The organism is uncultured Jannaschia sp. (assembly GCF_947494055.1).
GTDB lineage: Bacteria > Pseudomonadota > Alphaproteobacteria > Rhodobacterales > Rhodobacteraceae > Jannaschia.
This window is the reverse complement of the sequence record NZ_CANLTR010000005.1, coordinates 93,059-112,002: the sequence shown is the minus strand read 5'-3', so window position 1 is coordinate 112,002 and position 18,944 is coordinate 93,059. Positions and strand designations below refer to the sequence as shown.

The following is an 18,944-nucleotide window of genomic DNA, read 5'->3' as shown; positions in this document are numbered from 1 at the left end:
GGTCGCACGGTCGGCGACACGGAGCCCTCCACTCCCCGAACCTGCAGGCGCGGTCCGACGACGGCGCCCGCTTGGAATGGCTGCTGGCTTCCAGATTCCGATCGACAACCGCGCTCCGTTCACCTGCACCGGCGCAGACAGGATGTATCCAAGCTCACTCGATCTGCGGCGACCGCCCTGTCGGAACTGATCGTAGCCAACGCGCCGGCCGGTTGGCGCGGCCTCAGCCCGCCGCGCCGCGCACGTTCACGGTGAGCGCGTAGAGCGAGGTCGCGCCGGTGATGAACAGACGGTTCAGCAGGCGCCCGCCGAAGGCGAGGTTGGAGACCCGTTCGGGCACGAAGACCTTGCCGAGCAGCGTGCCGTCCGGCGCGAAGACGTGCACCCCGTCCTCCGCACTCGACCACAGCCAGCCGTTCTCGTCGATCGCCATGCCGTCGCAGCAGCCCGGCGCGATGCGGGCGAACTCGCGTCCGTTCGACAGGGCGCCGTCCTCGGCCACGTCGTAGACCCGGATGAAGCGGTCGGGATCGGGTAACGACTCGTCGCCCGTTTCGGACACGTAGAACCGTCGTTCGTCGGGCGAGAATGCGAGACCGTTCGGCCCGACGAGGTCGTCCACCATCCGTTCGGGCCGGTCGGAGCCGGGCGGAATGCGGTAGACGGCCGGCCGCTGTTCGCTCGGCCGCCGACCGCCCTCGTAGTCGGACAGCAGACCGTAGAGTGGGTCGGTGAACCAGATCGCGCCGTCGCGACTGACGACGATGTCGTTGGGTGCGTTGAGCCTCAGACCGTCATGGCTGTCGGCGATCGTGGTGACGCTGCCATCGCGTTCCGTCCGCGTCACCGCCCGCAGACCCTGCGAGCAGGCGAGCAGCCGTCCCTCGCGGTCGCGCGCCTGTCCGTTGGCGTAATGCGAGGGCGCGCGGAAGATCTCGGCCCGTCCCTCCGCTCCAAACAACCCGTCGGTCCAGCGCATCGTCCGGTTCGCCGGCAGGTCCTGGAACAGCAGGCAGTCCCAGTCGCCCATCCAGACCGGCCCCTCGACCCAACGGAAACCCGTGGCGAGGCGTTCCAGCCAGGCATTGCCCAGAACCGCGCCGATGAAGCGGTCGTCGTGAACCTCGACGTCCGTCGCGTCGGCGTCGACGAAATGCGGCATCGATCCTCCCCACCTGCGGACCGGATCGGGTCCGGTGATGTTCGCCTCGTCTCGGTGTCGGCCCTGCATCAGGCCTGCCGGGACAAATGCGCACGGGGCGGGGGACGTTCCGGCTGTACGCTTCCGCACCGGCCGGAGCGTGGAGCCGGTTGCCGGTCCGTGCCTAGCGGTCGGCGTTCAGCTTCGCAGCGGCGTCCGGCCCGTCGGAGCCTGCCGGATAGGGCAGGACATCCGGCCGCGTATCGCCGGCGAGGACGGGATCGACGATGCGCCAGGCCTCCTCGATCATGTCGTAGCGCGGGAAAAGGGCCGGGTTCCCGACCATGCAATCGTGGAGCAGCGCCTCGTAGCCCACATACGCCCGTTCGCCGAAAGTCTCGTCGAAGGCCGATCGCGATCTGGTCCGCGCGGGTACGGTAGCATAGCCGGGACGCTTCACGTCGAAGGCGATGTCCACTCCGTGCTCCGGCGCGATTTCGAGGACGATCTCGTCCAGCGTCTGCCCCTCGGGGTCGGTTCGGGCGAACAGGTCGAACGGCGGCGCCCGGAACCGGATCGCGACCTGCGTCCGCCGCTCGTTCAGCCGCTTGCCGGTGCGCAGGACGAACCGCGTCCCGGACCAGCGCCAGTTCTCCACGGCGAGGCGGAGGGCGACGAAGGTCTCCGTCTCGCTGTCGGGCGCTACATCGTCCTCCTCGTGGTAGCCCGGCACGTCCCGCTCGCCGATGCGGCCGGCTTCGTACTGCCCGAACACGACGTCCTCCGGACGAAGCGACCGCACGCAGCGCAGGAGGCGGGACTTCTCGGAGCGGACCGCCTCGGCGTCGAGCGAGGTGGGCGGCTCCATCGCGACCATGCAGAGAAGCTGGAACAGGTGGTTCGGCACCATGTCCCGCAGCGCGCCGGTCGCCTCGTAGAACCGGCCCCGTTCCTCGACGCCCAGTGTCTCGGACGCCGTGATCTCGACCTCGGCTATATGCTCGGCGCGCCAGATCGGCTCGAAGATGCGATTGGCGAAGCGCATCGCGAGGATCGACTGCACCGGCTCCTTGCCCATGAAGTGGTCGATGCGGAAGATCTGCTCGTCCCGCGCCACGTCGAGGAGGCGCGCGTTCAGGGCCTGCGCCGAGGCGAGATCGGAGCCGAAGGGCTTTTCCACGACGAGACGCCGGAACGCGTCCTCATTCTCCTCGAGCAGCCCCGCGGCGCCCAGGGCCTCCGTGATCGGACAGAAGAACCGTGCCTGCACGGCGAGGTAGAAGATCGCCGCGCCGTCGAGCCGGCCGGCAAGCGTCTCGAAGGTCGCGGGATCGGTGAAGTCGGCGTGCAGGTAGTCGGCACGGTCCATCAGCCGCCCCCAGGCATCCGCGTCGATCTCGCGCGGGTGGAACTCGGCGTCGGGGTCGTCGACGCAATCCTGCACGATCTCCCGCAGATGCGCCTTCCACTGGTCCTCCCCCTCGATCGCCAGGTCTACGCCCAGAAGCGAGAAGCCGTCTGCCAGGACGCCGGAACGTTCGAGGTTGTAGAGCGCGGGCACCAGCAGGCGCGCGGCCAGATCGCCGCCCGCGCCGAAGATGACGAGCGTGCAGGCCGGCGCGGGTTGCGTCTCCGGCGCGCCGCCCGGTTCGTCGCCCGTGGCAATTCGATCCATCTTCGTTCTCCGCCCCGTTTCTAGACCGGCGCCCATCCACGCCGCCGTCCGCGCGCAGAGATGGATCCGGACTGCGGCTCGGCGCTGCAACGGTTCGTCGCAGGCGCGCCGGCGCCGCCCGCAAGTCCGCGTCAGTAGGTCGCCCGGCCGCCCGAGAGGTCGAAGGTGGAGGCCGTGGTGAAGCTGTTCTCCTCGGAGCAGAGCCAGGCGATCATCGCCGCAGCCTCGCCCGTCTCGAGGAACCGCCCGCGCGGGATCTTGGAGAGCATGTAGTCGATATGCTCCTGGCTCATCTGGTCGAAGATCCGGGTTCGCGCCGCGGCGGGGGTGACGCAGTTCACCGCGATGTCGAGATCGGCCAGTTCCTTGCCCAAGGACTTGGTGAACCCGATCACGCCGGCCTTCGACGCGGAATAGGCGCAGGCGTTCGGGTTGCCCTCCTTGCCCGCGACGGAGGCGATGTTGACGATCCGGCCGTAGCCCGCCTTGCGCATCGCGGGCACCGCGGCGCGGTTGACGTGGAACGTGCCCATCAGGTTGATCGTCACGATCCGGTGGAACTCGGCCACGTCGTAGGTCTCCACCGTCGTGTTGGACCCCGCGATCCCGGCGGAATTCACCACGATGTCGAGCCGCCCGAACGCGTCGAGCGTCTCGGCCATCGCCCGCTCGACGTTGTCCCAGTCGGCCACGTCGGCCCGCACCGCGATGGTGCCGCCGCCGATCTCCTCCGCCGCCGCGCGAGCCAGATCCTCGTCCATGTCCCACAGCGCGACCCGCGCGCCGCCCTTCGTCAGCCGCTCCGCCACGGCGCGGCCGATGCCCTGCGCCCCGCCGGTGACGACGGCGGTGCGGTTCTCGAAATCCTCGGTGTTCATCTGTGCTCTCCCTCGATCCGTTGAAACCGGGCGGTCGTGCCGTCCGGCCCGCAAACGCCCCTTCGCGCGCATTCTGATTTCGCAACCCCGCGACAGAATGTCGAGAATGATGAAGGGTTGACGCACCGGCGCGGCCGGCCCGGCGTTGCGTCATGCGCTCGCGGCCCTATGGTTGCCGGGATGGACCCTGCAACCGCACCCTGGTGGACCCGCGCCACCGCTTACCAGATCTATCCACGCAGCTTCGCCGACAGCGACGGCGACGGCATCGGAGACATTCCCGGCATCGTCTCGAAGCTCGACTATCTCGAGCGGCTGGGCGTGGGCTTCGTCTGGCTCTCGCCGGTCTACGCCTCGCCGATGTGCGACAACGGCTACGACATCGCCGATTACCGGGCGATCGCGTCCGAGTTCGGGACGATGGAGGACATGGACAGGCTGATCGCGGAGGCGCGCGGACGGGGCATCGGCATCGTCATGGACCTCGTGGTGAACCACACCTCCGACCGGCACGACTGGTTCCGGAGCGCGACGGGCGGGCCGGATGCGCCCTACCGCGACTATTACGTCTGGCGCGACCCGGCGCCGGACGGCGGTCCGCCAAACGCGCTTCAGTCCAGTTTCGGCGGCTCGGCCTGGAGCCGCGATCCCGGCGGGTCGGGGCAGTACTACCTGCACCTCTTCGATCCGGGTCAGCCGGACCTGAACTGGCACAATTCCGAAATGCGGGCCGAGATTTACGCGATGATGAACTGGTGGCTCGATCGTGGGATCGCCGGCTTCCGGATGGACGTGATCGACCTGATCGGGAAGGAGGTGGACGAGGGCATCACCGCCAACGGCCCCCACCTGCACGACCATATCCGCGAGATGATGGCGGCCACGGCGCAGGGCCGCGACATCGTCACCGTGGGCGAGGCCTGGAGCGCCACGCCGGAGAACGCGCTCCTCTATTGCGGGCGGGACCGCGATGCGCTGTCGATGGTGTTCCAGTTCGCGCACGTGACCCGCTTCTGGGACGATGCGCACGGCAAGTGGGAGCCGCATCCCATCGACCTCGTCGGGCTGAAGGCGGTGTTCGACCGCTGGCAGGCGGCATTGTCCGACGACGGGTGGAACTCGCTCTTCTGGTCTAACCACGACCTTCCCCGGGCCGTCTCGACCTACGGCGATCCGGGCGAATGGCGGGTGCGGTCGGCCAAGATGCTGGCGACCGTCCTGCACCTGATGAAGGGCACGCCCTACATCTATCAGGGTGAGGAGCTCGGCATGACCAATGCCGGCCTCGACGACATCGAGCAGTACCGCGACGTCGAGACGCTGAACAACTACCGGTTGATGTCCGAGGCCGGCATGTCCGAGGCGGAGTTCCTCGCCGGCGCGCGGGTCTCGAGCCGCGATAATGCTCGCACGCCGATGCAATGGACCGACGGACCGCAGGCGGGGTTCACGACCGGCACCCCATGGATCGCGGTCAATCCGAACCACGCGGACATCAACGCCGCCGCGCAGGAGGACGACCCCGACTCCGTCCTCGCGCATTACCGCCATCTCGTGCGGCTCCGGCGCGAGCACGATATCGTCGTCCTCGGCAGCTACACCCCGATCGCACCGGACCACCCGCAGGTCTTTGCCTATCGCCGCGATCTCGAAGGACACGCGCTGACCGTGATCGCGAACTGGACGGGAGCGGAGGTCCGGTTCGAACTTCCCGGCGGCATGGACGTCGCGGGGCGCTGCCTCGTCACAAATGTCGCACCGCGCACGAGCATCGGGGGGACGGTGACGCTCGCCCCCTACGAAGCGTTCGCGCTCCTTCACGACAGAAGCTGAAAGATCCCGCCATGCTCGACCTCTGGTACAAGAACGCCATCATCTACTGCCTCGACCCCGAGACCTTCATGGATTCGAACGGGGACGGGGTCGGCGACTTCCAGGGGCTCGCCGACAGACTCGATCATCTGGAGGCGCTCGGCGTCACCACGATCTGGCTCAACCCGTTCTACCCCACGCCGAACAAGGACAACGGCTACGACATCTCGGACTTCTATTCGGTCGATTCCCGACTGGGCAGCCTCGGCGATTTCGTCCATTTCATCCGCGAGGCGCGCAACCGCGGGATGCGGGTTCTGGTCGATCTCGTCGTCAACCACACCTCGATCGAGCATCCCTGGTTCCAGGCCGCACGGTCCTCACCGGATTCGCCCTACCGGGGCTGGTACGTCTGGTCGGAGGAGAAGCCCGAGGACATCTCCAAGGGCGTCATCTTCCCCGGGGTGCAGGAGGCCGTCTGGACCTACGACGAGACGGCGAAGGCCTGGTACATGCACCGGTTCTACGAGTTCCAGGCCGATCTCAACATCGCCAACCCCGCCGTGCGCGAGGAGATCGAACGGATCATGGGGTTCTGGCTGGAGCTCGGCGTGTCCGGCTTTCGCATCGACGCGGTGCCGTTCCTCGTCGAGTACAAGGGCCTGAAGGAGGAGCCGGAGCGCGATCCGCTGCTGCTCCTGTCGGAGATGCGCGATTTCCTGTCCTGGCGGAAGGCCGAGGCGATCATGCTCGCGGAGGCGAACATCGTCCGCGAGAAGGCGCCCAAGTATTTCGGCGGACGTGGGTTCGAGGCGGATGAGCGGATGCACATGCTGTTCGATTTCCCGCTCAACCAGGCGATCTGGCTCGCCATGGCGCGCGGCGATGCCGGCCCGATCGAGGACGCGCTGCGCTCGCGCCCGACCGAACCCCCGCTGCAGGCGCAATGGGCCACGTTCCTGCGAAACCACGACGAACTTTCGCTCGACAAGCTGACCGAGAGCGAGCGGCAGGAAGTGTTCGATGCGTTCGGCCCGGAGAAGGACATGCAGATCTACGACCGCGGCATTCGCCGGCGGCTCGCACCGATGCTCGGCGGCGACCAGCGGCGCATCCTGCTCACGCAATCCCTGCTCTTCGCGCTGCCCGGCACGCCGGTGATGTGGTACGGCGACGAGATCGGCATGGGCGAGGATCTGTCGCTGCCGGAGCGCAATCCGGTGCGCACGCCGATGCAATGGGCCGATGCGCCGAGTGGCGGGTTCACCACCTCGGACCAGCCCATGCGGCCGGTCGTGAAGGACGGCCCGCTCGGCTACCGGGAAACGAATGTCGCGGCGCAGCGCAACCGCGACGGCACGCTGCTGACGCGTGTGCGGGCGCTGATCGACACGCGCCGCGCCTGTCCGGAGATCGGCTGGGGAGAATGGAGCATCGTTCCGGATCTTCCCGAAGGCGTGCTCGGTCTGAAGACACGATGGAAGACGGACGAGGTCGTCACGTTCCATAACTTCCGCGACGAAACGGTCACCGTGGGGATTTCGGAACTCGCGTCCGAATCTCTGGTGGAACTGATCCAACCGGCTGCGGAGAGTTCACGCGTCGAGGACAGCGAGATCGAGATCGGGCCCTTCGGCTATCGCTGGTTCCGGATCGGCGGCGAACGTCGCTGATTTCGCGGCGCCACGAAAGATACGGATCACGGAGGTAAGGAATTCCTCACCTTTACCCGATGATTAAGATTTGTTAAGGTATATAGTGTCTCGTATCGGTCAGGACGAGTTCTAACGTTTCAGTGCGTATCCAGTTCCCTTGGCCGTTGCCTGCGCGTTGACTGGTCTCGCCAGTGATCGCGCAGGCATTTTTCGTTCATGCGACCCCGGAAAACGCGTCTCGACGGATGAAACCTGCCGTCGCGCTGCCATGCCCTTTGGCTCGTATTTTCAGGCATCCGGACGCGATTGCGGATTCGATTGCATGTTGCGGGGCAACGAACGCTCGGCCTACCGTCCATTCTCGTGCCGGTTCAGGAGGATGCCTTGCCGTTTCGTGACCAGACCATCCTGCTGACCGGGGCGACCGGCACCATCGGGGTCGAGATCGCCCGCTGCCTTGCGGCGGACGGGGCGCGGATGCTGCTGCATTACGTCTCGAACGCGGATCCGGCGGAGGCGCTGGCCGCGGAGATCGGGGGCGGGGCGAGCACGATCCGGGCCGACCTCGCCGATCCCGACGCCGCGACGGCGCTCTGGGACGCCGCCGTGGCACGGGCGGGCCGTATCGACGGGCTCGTCAACAACGCCGCGATTCGCAGCGAACTCACCGTCGAGGCCGATCTCGATGCCTGGCAGGCCTATTGGACGCGGGAGATTCAGGTGAACTTCCAGGCCGCTGCCGACCTGATCCGTGCCGCCATCCGGCACTTCCGCGAACATGGGGGCGGGCGGATCGTCAACATGGGATCCCGCTCCGGGCAGCGCGGCTACACCGCCGACGCGATGGCCTATGGTTGCGGCAAGGCGGCGCTGATGAACCTGACGAAGACCGTCGCGCGCAATTTCGGTACCGAGGGCATCCATTGCGTCGCCATCTCGCCCGGCTGGGTCCGCTCGCCGATGGCGGAAGCCTATATCGCCGAGAACGGGGAGGCGGCCGCGTTGGGAGAGATTCCGATCCGCGCATTGGCCGAACCGTCAGAAGTGGCGCGCGCCGTGGCCTTCGCGCTCGACCGGCGCAACGTGTCGCTGACCGGGTCGGTGATCGACATCAACGGCGCGAGCTACCTTCGATGAACAACCGGACGCGCAGGTTCGCGGGAAAGCGCGCGCTCGTCACCGGCGCCGCCGGCGGGATCGGCACCGCGATCAGTCGCCGCATCGCGAGCGAGGGGGCGAGCCTTCTCGTCACGGATTGCGCGTCCGACGCGCTTCAGAACCTTGCCGACGAGCTCGGCGCGCGCGCGATCCCGGGCGACCTCTCCATACCCGGCGCCTGCCGCGAGATCGTCGAGTCCGCCACGTCCGACGGTCCTCTCGACCTGCTGGTCAACAATGCCGGCATCAACCGGCGCGGCGATATCCTGGCCATCTCCGAAGAGGATTGGGGCGACAGCTTCGCCGTCAACATCGACGCGATGTTCCATCTATGCCGCGCCGCGCTGCCCGGCATGATCGCGAATGGTGGCGGGGCGATCGTCAACATCGCCTCGCAATGGGGCCTGCATCCCGCGCCGGGACATATCGCCTACAACGTCACCAAGGCCGCGGTGGCGAGCTTCACGCAGAACCTCGCCCGCGACATGGCCCCTCGCAAGATTCGCGTGAACGCCGTCTGTCCGGGGGAGATCCACACCGACATGCTGCGCGCCGGCATGGCCCGGTCGGGTCGGACCAAGGCCGACATGGACGCGCTGATCCCCTATGGCCGCATTGGGGAGCCGGAGGAGGTGGCGGCGCTCGTCGCGTTCCTCGCCTCCGACGAGGCGGCCTTCATGTGCGGCTCGCTGGTGGAGATCACGGGGGCGCAGGCCGTGGCCTGAAAGCAACGGAGTCCGCCCGTCGCAGAACCAACGGGACCGTTCCTGCGTTTGACCCCATTCGGAGGACGATGTCATGGCATCACGCGCAGTCTGGAAGGGTCAGTTACGCCTGTCGCTGGTCGCGATCCCGGTGGAGATCCACAGCGCCACGAAGTCCGGCGCCCGGATCAGCTTCCGCCAGATCCACGAGCCGACCGGCAAGCGCATCCGCTACGAGAAGACGGTCGCGGGCGTGGGTCCGGTCAAGAGCGACGAGATCATGAAGGGCTACGAGATCGGGGGCGACGAGTACATGCTCCTCGATCCCGAGGAGATCGACGCGATCAAGCTCGAGACGAAGAAGACGCTGGAGCTCGTGCAGTTCGTCGGCGCCTGCGAGATTCCGCCGCTCTATTTCGACAAGCCCTACTACATCGTGCCCACCGACGAACTGGCCGAGGACGCCTACCGCGTGGTGCGCGATGCGCTGCGCCAGGCCGGCAAGATCGGGCTGGGGCAGCTTACGATGCGGGGCAAGGAACATCTCTGCGCCATCAAGGCTTCGGGCGATGGCCTCGTGATGGAGACGCTGTTCTACGCCGACGAGCTGAAGGAGGCCGACCCGCTGTTTCACGGGATCGAGGACGACCCCGCCGACGAGGAGCTGCTCGACGTCGCGACGCAATTGATCGAGCGCAAGACGGCGCCTTTCGATGCCGCGAACTTCACGGACCACTACGACAAGGCCCTGCGTGCGCTGATCGAGGCGAAGCGCAAGAACAGGAAGACCAAGCGGGCCACCACGTCCGGCGACGACGGCGGGAAAGGCGACGGCAACGTGGTCGACCTGATGGCCGCGCTGAAGGAGAGCCTGAAGTCCGACAAGGGCGGCACCAAGGCCAAGGGCGCCGCCGCCAAGAAGGGGACCTCCGGCCGCAAGAAGTCCGCCTGAGATGGCCGATCTCGAAACCTACCTCGCGAAGCGTGACTTCGACCGCACGCCCGAGCCGAAGGACACGGGCAGCCCCGAAGGCCTCGCGCTCCGCTACTCGATCCAGAAGCACGACGCGACGCGGCTGCATTTTGACCTGCGCCTCGAATGGGAGGGGGCGCTCCTGAGCTGGGCGATCACCCGCGGCCCGTCCCTCGACCCGAAGGAGAAGCGACTGGCCGTCCGCACGGAGGACCATCCGATCGGCTATCTCGGCTTCGAGGGCGTGATCCCGAAGGACAGTTACGGCGCAGGCCGCGTCATGCTCTGGGACCTCGGCCATTGGCAGCCGCTGGAACCGGCGGCGAAGGGGCTCGCCAAGGGGCACCTGTCCTTCGCCATCCACGGGCGCCGGCTGACCGGCCGGTGGGAGCTCGTGCGGATGCGGCGCGAGGGCAAGCGCGAGAACTGGCTCCTCATCAAGGGCCGGGACGAGGCGGCGGGCAAGCGCGACCCGGTACGGCGCTATACGCACAGCGTCGGCACGCGTCGGACCATGACCGGGATCGGCAAGGATGCCACGCCCGCGGATCCGCCCGCGCGGAAGGCGAATGCGCCGAAGGTACCCAAGCCGCAACTCGCCACCCTGACCGACGACCTCGCCGATCCGGCGACGCATTGGCACGAGCTCAAGTTCGACGGCTACCGCGCGCTGGTGCCCATCGGAAAGGACGGTGTCCGTATTCTCACCCGCAGCGGGCTCGACTGGTCCGACCGCTTCGCGCCGCTCCTGCCGACCTTCGAGGACCTGCCCTGCGACACCGCGCTCATCGACGGGGAGATCGTCGCGGGCGCCGGCCTGCACGGGTTCGGCATGCTCCAGAAGGCGATCAAGGCGGGGGGACCGTTCACCTTCCAGGCCTTCGATCTGCTGCATCGCGACGGCGACGACCTCACGGGCGAGCCGTTGGAGACGCGACGCGCGGCGCTGGAGGTGCTCCTGAAGGACGCGCCGCCGCTCGGACCGTTGCAAGTCTCGCCGGTGATCCGGGGCGCGGCGGCCGACGCCTTCGCGGCGATCTGTAAGGCCGGGGGCGAGGGACTGATCGCCAAGCGCCGCGACGCGCCCTACGTGCCGGGCCGGTCGCGCGCCTGGCTCAAGTTGAAATGCGAGCAGCGCGCCGAGTTCGTCGTGGTGGGCTGGCAACGCTCCGACAAGCGCGGCCGTCCCTTCGCCTCCCTCGCGCTCGCCGTCCGGGACGGAGCGGCGTTGCGCTATGTCGGCAAGACCGGCACCGGCTTCGACGCCGAAACGATGCGGGAGGTGGCGGATAAACTCGCGCCGCTGACGCGCAAGTCCGCGCCGGTGAAGGCCCCGCGCGACGAGGCGCGCGGCGTCGTCTGGGTCACGCCGCAGCTCGTCGCCGAAGTCAAATACGCCGAGATGACCGGCGACGGGCGCCTGCGGCAGGCCGTGTTCCTCGGGCTGCGCGAGGACAAGCCCGCAGAAGAGGTTCGCATGGAAAAGACCGAGAGGAAGACCGAGACGACGTCCGACCGGCCGAAGATCGCCGGCATTGCCGTCAGTTCCACCGAGCGCGTCGTCTTCCCCGAGGCAAGGGTCACGAAGGGCGACGTGGCGGAGTATTATGCCGCAATGGCCGACCGCATCCTCGCCTGTGCCGCCGACCGTCCCGTCTCCCTCGTCCGCCTGCCCGAGGGGCTGGAGGGCGAGCGGTTCTTCCAGCGGCACGCGGGGAAGGGCTTTCCGGACGCGGTGAAGGTGGTGGAGATCGAAGAGAGCGACGGCAAGACCGCGCCCTATATCTACCTCGACAGCGCCGCGGGCCTCGTCGGTGCGGCGCAGATGGGGGCGGTCGAGTTCCATGTCTGGGGCGCGCGCCGCGACCGGATGGACCGGCCGGACCGGATGGTCTTCGACCTCGATCCCGACGAGGGGGTGGACTTCGCCAAGGTCCGGGACTCCGCGGCCGACATTCGCGACGTCCTCAAGCGACTGAGCCTCGAGAGCTGGCCACTGCTGACCGGGGGGAAGGGCGTGCATGTCGTGGTGGACCTGCACCGTTCGTCGAGCTGGGACACGGTGAAGGGCTTCGCGCAGACCTTCGCCACGCATCTCGCCGAGACCGAGCCCGCGCGCTACACGGCGAAGATGTCGAAGAAGCGCCGGCAGGGGAAGATCTTCGTCGACTGGCTCCGCAACGAGCGCAGCTCTACCGCCATCGCGCCGTTCTCGCTCCGCGCCCGGACCGGGGCGCCGGTGGCCGTGCCGGTGACATGGGACGAGCTGGCCGAAACCGACAGCGCCGCCGCCTTCGACATCCGCGCCGCCCGAGAGCGCGACTGGCCCGACCGGCCGGGGCCGCAGCGCATCACCGAGGCGGTGATCGACGCGTTCGAGACATGGGTGAGCGGCGCGCCGCGTGATTGATAGACATGCCCGGGATGCCGGTCGAAGGTGAACCCATGCAGTCCTTCACCGGCACCCCCCTCGTTCCCGGCCGCACCGCCGGCCCCGTCCTGTGGTCCGACACGGGCCTGTCCTTCATGGGCGGCGTCGATCCGGTCACGGGCATGATCATCGACACGCATCACCCGCTTCACGGCCGGTCCGTCGCGGGCACGGTGCTCGTCCTCCCGAGCGGCCGCGGCTCCTGCTCCGGCAGCCTCGCGCTGTTCGAGCTCCTGATGAACGGGCACGCGCCAAGGGCGCTGATCTTCCGGCATCCCGAGACGATCCTGACGCTGGGCGTCGTCATCGCCGCCGAGCTCTTCGACCGCGCTATCCCGGTTCTTCAGGTCAATGCGGCAGGCTTCGTCGCGCTGGCCGATGTCGCCCGTATCCAAATCGACGAAGCAAAGATCATGCCCGATGACGGACCGGACGCGGCGCCGGAGGCGTGGCTGCCGCCGCTGGACGCCGAGGCGCTGGCCCTGACCGAGGCGGACCGAGCCATGCTCGACGGCGCGGAGGGGGAGGCCGCACGCGTCGCCTCCCGCATCGTTGCCCGCGCGGCGCTGCTCGAAGGGGCGGACTCGCTGATCGATATCGAGATGGCCCATCTCGACGGCTGCTTCTATCACGGCCCGGCCAGCCTCGACTTCGCTCGACGGATGCGCGACCTCGGCGCGCGCTGCCGCGTGCCCACGACGACGAACGCGCTCTGCGTCGACCGCCGGCGCTGGCGTGACGACGGCGTGCCCGTCGCGCTCGGCACCGCGTCCGAGGAACTCGCCGCGCTCTACGTCGAAATGGGCTTCACGCCGAGCTTCACCTGTGCGCCCTACCACCTCGAGACTGCCCCTGCCTTTGGGCAGCAGATCGCCTGGGCGGAGTCCAACGCCGTGGTCTACGCCAATTCGGTGCTTGGCGCGCGGACGCTCAAATACCCCGACTATCTCGACCTGATGGTAGCGATCACCGGCCGTGCCCCGAATGCCGGGTGCCATCTGGGCGAGGGACGGCTGGCCCGGTTGCGCATCGACGTGCCCTGTCCCGACGCGCCCGACGACGCGTTCTGGCCGCTGCTCGGCTACCATGTCGGCAAGATCGCGACGAATGCGATTCCGGTCGTTTGCGGGCTCGAGACGCTCCCGGCCACGCCGGACGACCTCCGCGCCTTCGGGGCCGCCTTCGCCACCACCTCCGCCGCCGCCATGTTCCATATCCAGGGTCTGACGCCCGAGGCGGAGACCATCGCGCAGGCCACCGGGCCCGCCGGACCCGACGCGCATGTCGCGGTCACCCGGGCCGACCTTGCGGCGACCTGGGCGGAGCTCAATGGGGCCGGAACGGACGCGGTGGATCTCGTCTCGCTCGGCAATCCGCATTTTTCCTCGGGCGAGTTCGCCCGGCTGGCCGCGCTCTGCGAGAGACGGCGGATCGCGGAGGGGGTCGAGATGATCGTGACCAGTGGACGCGACGTTCATGCGCTGGCCGCCGCGGAGGGGCATCTGGCGCGGATCGAGGCGTTCGGCGCGCGTGTCCTGACCGACACCTGCTGGTGCTTCATCGGCGAGCCGGTCGTGCCGCCGAAAGCGAAGGTCATCCTCACCAATTCCGGCAAGTACGCGCATTACGGGCCCGCGGCGGTCGGGCGGGGTTTCCGCTTCGCGAGCCTCGCGGGTTGCGTGGAAGCGGCCTGCACGGGACAGGTTGCATCCGGGCTGCCGGGTTGGCTCAGAGCCTGAGGCGACGAACGACAGAGTCGATCCGTCGCTCGGTCGGAACAGGGCGCCAGTCCCGGCGGCGTATTATTCCGCCGGGTGGCCTGTGCCTTCGCTGGCCGGCGCGGGCTGATCGACTTTCTTGCCTGCGAACAGCCGCATCACGACCGAGAAGAACAGCGGGACGAGCAGCACGCCCAGCACCGTGGCCGAAATCGTTCCGCCAAGGACGCCCGCACCGATCGCGTTGCGTCCGCCCGCGCCGGCCCCGGAGCTCAGCACCAGCGGCAGCACGCCCAGGGAGAAGGCCATCGAGGTCATGATGATCGGACGGAAGCGCTGCCGCGCGGCCTCGCGGATCGCCTCGAGGCGCGGCTCGCCCGCATCCATGCGCTCGCGGGCGAACTCGACGATGAGGATGGCGTTCTTGCCGGTCAGGCCGATCACGGTGAGCAGGCCGACCTGGAAGAACACCCCGTTCTGGAAGCCGCCCAGCCATGCCCCGACCAGCGCGCCGAGCACGCCGATGGGCATCGCGAACATGACGGCGAAGGGGATCGTCCAGCTTTCGTAGAGCGCGGCCAGCGAAAGGAACACCGCCGCGAGCGAGAGCGCGTAGAGGAGCGGCGCCTGGCTGCCGCTCTCGAGCTCTTCCAGCGACAGCCCGGTCCAGGCGATGTCGTAGCCGTCGAGCTGCGCGACCAGCCGCTCCATCTCGGCCATCGCCTCGCCGGTGGAGACGCCCGGCGCGGGGGAGCCCTGGATCTGCATGGCCGGAACGCCGTTGTAGCGATAGATGCCCTGCGCCCCTTGGGTCCAGCTCCCGGTGGCGAAGTTCGAGAACGGGACCAGTTCGCCGGTCGCGTTGCGGACGCGCCATCGCTCGATGTCGGAGGGCGTGCTGCGGGCGTCCGCCTCGCCCTGCACGTAGACCCGCTTGATCTGGCCGCGATCGACGAAATCGTTCACGTAGTTGCCGGCCCAGGCGATCGACAGGAGCGTACTCACGTCGGTCGCCGAGACCCCCATCGCGCCGGCTTTCCGCCAGTCGATGTCGATGTTGTACTGCGAGGCCGGCTCCAGCCCGTTCGGCCGGGCCGAAGCGATGAGCGGGCTCTGCGCGGCCATGCCCAGAAGCTGGTTGCGCGCGTCGTAAAGCTCGTCGTTGGTCTGGTTGAGGCGAGCCTGAAGGTAGAAGTCGAAGCCGGAGACGTTGCCCAGCTCGATCACCGCGGGGGGCACGATCGGGAAGACCATGCCGTCGCGGATCTGGCTGAACGCGCCGAAGGCCCGGCCCTGGAGCGCCTGCACCGACTGCTCCGGCGCGGTCCGCTCCTCCCAGTCCTTCAGGCGCACGAAGGCGAGGCCCATGTTCTGCCCGGCGCCGGCGAAGCTGAAGCCCGCGACCCCGAAGACCGACTCGACGATGTCGCTTTCCGCTTCGAGGTAATAATTCTCCACCTGTTCCAGAACGTCGATCGTCCGGTCGATCGTGGCCCCGGTCGGCGTCTGGATGAGGGTGAACATGATCCCCTGATCCTCGTCCGGGAGGAACCCCGTCGGCGTGCGCAGGAACAGGAACACCATGCCCACCGCGAGCGCCACGTAGATCAGGCCCACGCGCAGCGGACGGCGGATGATCCAGCCGACGCTGCCGGCATAACCGTTCAGCGTCCGGTTGAAGCCCCGGTTGAACAGGCCGAAGGGCCCGCGCGTGCGGGGGTGCTCCGACTTCTTGAGAAGCGTGGCGCAAAGCGCGGGTGTCAGCGTCAGGGCCACGACGACGGAGAGCGCCATGGCCGACACGATGGTGACCGCAAATTGCTGATAGATGACGCCGGTGGAACCGCCGAAGAACGCCATCGGCACGAACACCGCCGAAAGCACCATCGCGATCCCGATCAGCGCGCCGGTGATCTGACCCATCGACTTGCGCGTGGCCTCGCGCGGGGGAAGGCCGTCCTCCTCCATCACGCGTTCCACGTTCTCGACCACCACGATGGCGTCGTCCACGAGCAGGCCGATGGCCAGCACCATGGCGAGCATGGTCAGCGTATTGATGGTGTAACCCGCTGCGGCCAGCACGCCGAACGTGCCCAGAAGCACGACGGGCACGGCAAGGGTCGGGATCAGCGTCGCGCGCCAGTTCTGCAGGAACAGGAACATGACGAGGAAGACCAGCACGATGGCCTCGCCCAGCGTCTTCACGACCTCCTCGATGGAGATCTCGACGAAGGGCGTCGTGTCGTAGGGGATGACGTAGTCGATCCCGTCGGGGAAGCTCTGCGCGAACTCTTCCATCCGCGCCTCGACCGCCGTGGCGGTGTCGAGGGCGTTGGCGCCGGAGGCGAGGCTGATCGCCATGCCGGTCGAAGGGGAACGATCGAAGCGGCTTTCGGTGCTGTAGTTCTCGGCGCCGATCTCCACCTCCGCCACGTCGTCGAGCAGGACGAGACCGCCGTCGGTCTCGGCCCGCAGGACGATCTGACGGAAATCTTCCGGCGTCGACAGAAGGGATTGCGCGGTGATCGTCGCGGTCAGGGCCTGGTCGGACGACGTCGGCCGCGTGCCGAAGGCGCCGGCCGAAATCTGCGCGTTCTCTTCGCGCACGGCGGCGACGACGTCGCTCGGGGCGATCTCGAAGGCGGCGAGTTTGGACGGGTCGAGCCAGATCCGCATCGCGTAGGGCGAGCCGAAGATCTGCACGCTGCCGACGCCCTCGATCCGGCTGATCTCGTCGACGATGTTGCTATCGAGGTAGTCGGAGAGGTCGGCCTGGTCGTAGGTGCCGTCCTCGGAAATGAGCGCCACGACCTGCAGGAAACCCGAGGCGGACTTCTCCACCGTGATGCCCTGCCGCTGCACCGGCTCGGGCAGGAGCGGCGAGGCCTGCGCGAGCTTGTTCTGGACCTGGACCTGCGCGATGTCCGGGTCGGTCCCGGTCTCGAAGGTCAGCGTGATCTGCGTTGAGCCGGCCGAGGACGACGTCGAGGCGAAGTACCGTAACCCGTCCAGTCCGGTCATCTGCTGCTCGATGACCTGCGTGACGGTGTTGGCGAGCGTCTGGGCGGAGGCGCCGGGATAGTTGGCCGAGACGGTGACGGTGGGCGGCGCGATCTGCGGATACTGCGCGATCGGCAGGTTGAAGATCGACAGGAGGCCGACGCCCATGATGAAGAAGGCGATGACCCAGGCGAAGACAGGCCGGTCGATGAAGTAGCGTGACATGGTCTACTCGCCCTCGCCAGCGGTCGAGGCGAGTTCCGGCGTCTGCGCCGCGGCCGCCCCGGGTGGCGCGCGCGCCGTGTCGGTGGCGCCGGTCGTGCTAGGCGTCGCGTCCGGGACCGGCTCGGCGGGTGGCTGACTCTGCGCGCCCTCGGTTTCCGTGCCGTCGCCCGCGGGCGGCGCCCCGTCGGCCGGCGCATCCCCGGGCGCCTCGGCGCTGTCCTCCTCTTCGGGGATCACGGTCGCGCCGGGCGCGGCGTTCTGGCCGCCCATGAGGATCAGGCGGTCGCCCGCTTCGAACCCCGCCTGCACGATCCAGTCCGAACCCCGATCCTGGAGCACGGTCAGCGTCCGCGGCTCAACGACGTTCTCGGCATTGACCACGAGCGCGGTCGGGTTGCCCCGGCGGTCGCGGCTCACCCCTTCCTGCGGGGCGAGAAACACGTCGTCGACGGTGCCCGTCGGCATGTCCACCTGCACGTACATGCCAGGCAGGAGCAGACCGTCGGGGTTGGCAAACTCGAGGCGCAGGACGACGACGCCCGTGGTCTCGTTGACATGCGGCTCCGCCGCGGTCAGCTCGCCGGTGTGCTCGTAGAGCGATCCGTCGGCCAGCGTCAGCCGGACTTCGGCCGCCATGCCCGCGTCGCCTTCCAGCCGGCGGCGGCGCCAGGTGAGCAGCTCGGCCGCCGACTGGGTCACGTCGACATAGACCGGGTCGATGTCGCGGATCACGGCGAGCGGCGCCGCCTGGCTCGCCGTGACGAGCGCGCCTTCGCTGGCCTCCGAGAAGCCGATCGTGCCCGACAGACGGGCGCGGATCTCGGTGCGATCCAGTTCGAGTTCGGACGATTGCAGTTGCGCGTTGGCGAGTTCGAGCGCCGCGGAAGCGCTGTCGCGCGCGGCGATGGCGTCATCGCCGGTCGCGGCGCTGCTGATGCCGCGCTCCTGCAGGGTCGTGATGCGGCCGGCCTCGCGATCGGCGGCCCGAAGCTGCGCCTCGGCCTGACGGACGGAGGCGCGGGCCTGCGCGACGCCGGCCTCGTAGGTGGCGGGATCGACGCGGTAGAGCACCTGACCGGCCTCGACCTCGGAGCCTTCCTCGAACAGGCGTTCGAGCACGATGCCGTTCACCTGCGGCCGGACTTCCGCTTCGGCCGACGGGTGGACGCGGCCGGGCAGCGTTGCGGTCAGCGTGACGGTCTGCGGCTGCAAGGTCCGGACGGTGACGGAAGGGGGTGGCCGATCCTGTTCGCCACCCTCCTGTGCGGCCACGGGAAGCGCGAGGATGACGAGAACGGCAGTGGCAAAACGGAGCATCGGGACAAATCCTTTGCGCGCAAACGGCGCAATCGGACGAATCCGCCGCGGGCCGTCGCGAAACAGTCGACCCGGAACCTACACCCGCGCCGCCGTTTTGCAATTGCAATGCTGCCCCGCAGAAAGTGCGCAAATGCACATACCACTTACGAGCAGGATTACAGGCGCGTCAAAGCGCCGCGTCGTTGGAGCCGATGGCCCGGATCGCCGGCGGAGGGCCGGCCTCTTGCCGGGGCGCCGCTGCGGACAAGATGCCG

General features: G+C 68.3%; 12 protein-coding genes. 7 read left to right on the top strand and 5 right to left on the bottom strand.

The window, feature by feature from the left end; all coding sequences use genetic code 11:
• Positions 1–223: 223 nt before the first annotated feature.
• From Q1A87_RS06975 to Q1A87_RS06965, 3 genes are all read right to left on the bottom strand, one after another.
• Positions 224–1,162, bottom strand: a complete 939-nt coding sequence (locus tag Q1A87_RS06975) for an SMP-30/gluconolactonase/LRE family protein (protein WP_299648805.1) — start codon at positions 1,160–1,162, stop codon at positions 224–226.
• Between the two features lie 163 nt (positions 1,163–1,325).
• Positions 1,326–2,816 carry a glucose-6-phosphate dehydrogenase gene (gene zwf, locus Q1A87_RS06970; RefSeq protein WP_299648802.1) on the bottom strand — a complete coding sequence of 497 codons (1,491 nt, stop codon included), beginning with the start codon at positions 2,814–2,816 and terminating at the stop codon, positions 1,326–1,328.
• Between the two features lie 131 nt (positions 2,817–2,947).
• Complete coding sequence (locus tag Q1A87_RS06965; protein ID WP_299648799.1) at positions 2,948–3,694, bottom strand: SDR family NAD(P)-dependent oxidoreductase; 747 nt, start codon at positions 3,692–3,694, stop codon at positions 2,948–2,950.
• A 180-nt stretch (positions 3,695–3,874) separates the two neighbouring features.
• Here Q1A87_RS06965 and Q1A87_RS06960 point away from each other — a divergent pair, with 180 nt between their 5' ends.
• From Q1A87_RS06960 to Q1A87_RS06930, 7 genes are all read left to right on the top strand, one after another.
• A complete protein-coding gene (locus Q1A87_RS06960) occupies positions 3,875–5,527 on the top strand; it encodes an alpha-glucosidase (protein ID WP_299648795.1) in 1,653 nt (550 codons plus the stop codon).
• Positions 5,528–5,538: 11 nt separating this feature from the next.
• On the top strand, positions 5,539–7,179 hold the full coding sequence (locus Q1A87_RS06955) for an alpha-amylase family protein (RefSeq protein WP_299648792.1): 1,641 nt from the start codon (positions 5,539–5,541) through the stop codon (positions 7,177–7,179).
• A gap of 366 nt (positions 7,180–7,545) precedes the next feature.
• The gene (locus Q1A87_RS06950; protein WP_299648790.1) at positions 7,546–8,298 is read left to right on the top strand and encodes an SDR family oxidoreductase; all 753 of its coding nucleotides are present in this window, start codon (positions 7,546–7,548) and stop codon (positions 8,296–8,298) included.
• Positions 8,295–9,044, top strand: a complete 750-nt coding sequence (locus tag Q1A87_RS06945; protein ID WP_299648787.1) for an SDR family NAD(P)-dependent oxidoreductase — start codon at positions 8,295–8,297, stop codon at positions 9,042–9,044. The genes Q1A87_RS06950 and Q1A87_RS06945 overlap by 4 nt, the downstream gene beginning before the upstream one ends.
• Positions 9,045–9,117: 73 nt before the next feature.
• A complete protein-coding gene (locus Q1A87_RS06940) occupies positions 9,118–9,975 on the top strand; it encodes a Ku protein (RefSeq protein WP_299648784.1) in 858 nt (285 codons plus the stop codon).
• Between the two features lies 1 nt (position 9,976).
• The gene (gene ligD / locus Q1A87_RS06935) at positions 9,977–12,406 is read left to right on the top strand and encodes a DNA ligase D (RefSeq protein WP_299648781.1); all 2,430 of its coding nucleotides are present in this window, start codon (positions 9,977–9,979) and stop codon (positions 12,404–12,406) included.
• A gap of 35 nt (positions 12,407–12,441) precedes the next feature.
• Complete coding sequence (locus Q1A87_RS06930) at positions 12,442–14,166, top strand: aconitase X (protein ID WP_299648778.1); 1,725 nt, start codon at positions 12,442–12,444, stop codon at positions 14,164–14,166.
• Positions 14,167–14,229: 63 nt separating this feature from the next.
• Here the strand turns inward: Q1A87_RS06930 and Q1A87_RS06925 are convergent, their stop codons facing one another.
• Both Q1A87_RS06925 and Q1A87_RS06920 read right to left on the bottom strand, forming a co-directional pair.
• Positions 14,230–17,370, bottom strand: coding sequence for an efflux RND transporter permease subunit (locus tag Q1A87_RS06925; RefSeq protein ID WP_299648775.1), 3,141 nt, complete (start codon positions 17,368–17,370; stop codon positions 14,230–14,232).
• A 3-nt stretch (positions 17,371–17,373) separates the two neighbouring features.
• Positions 17,374–18,687, bottom strand: coding sequence for an efflux RND transporter periplasmic adaptor subunit (locus Q1A87_RS06920; protein ID WP_299648771.1), 1,314 nt, complete (start codon positions 18,685–18,687; stop codon positions 17,374–17,376).
• Positions 18,688–18,944 lie beyond the last annotated feature (257 nt).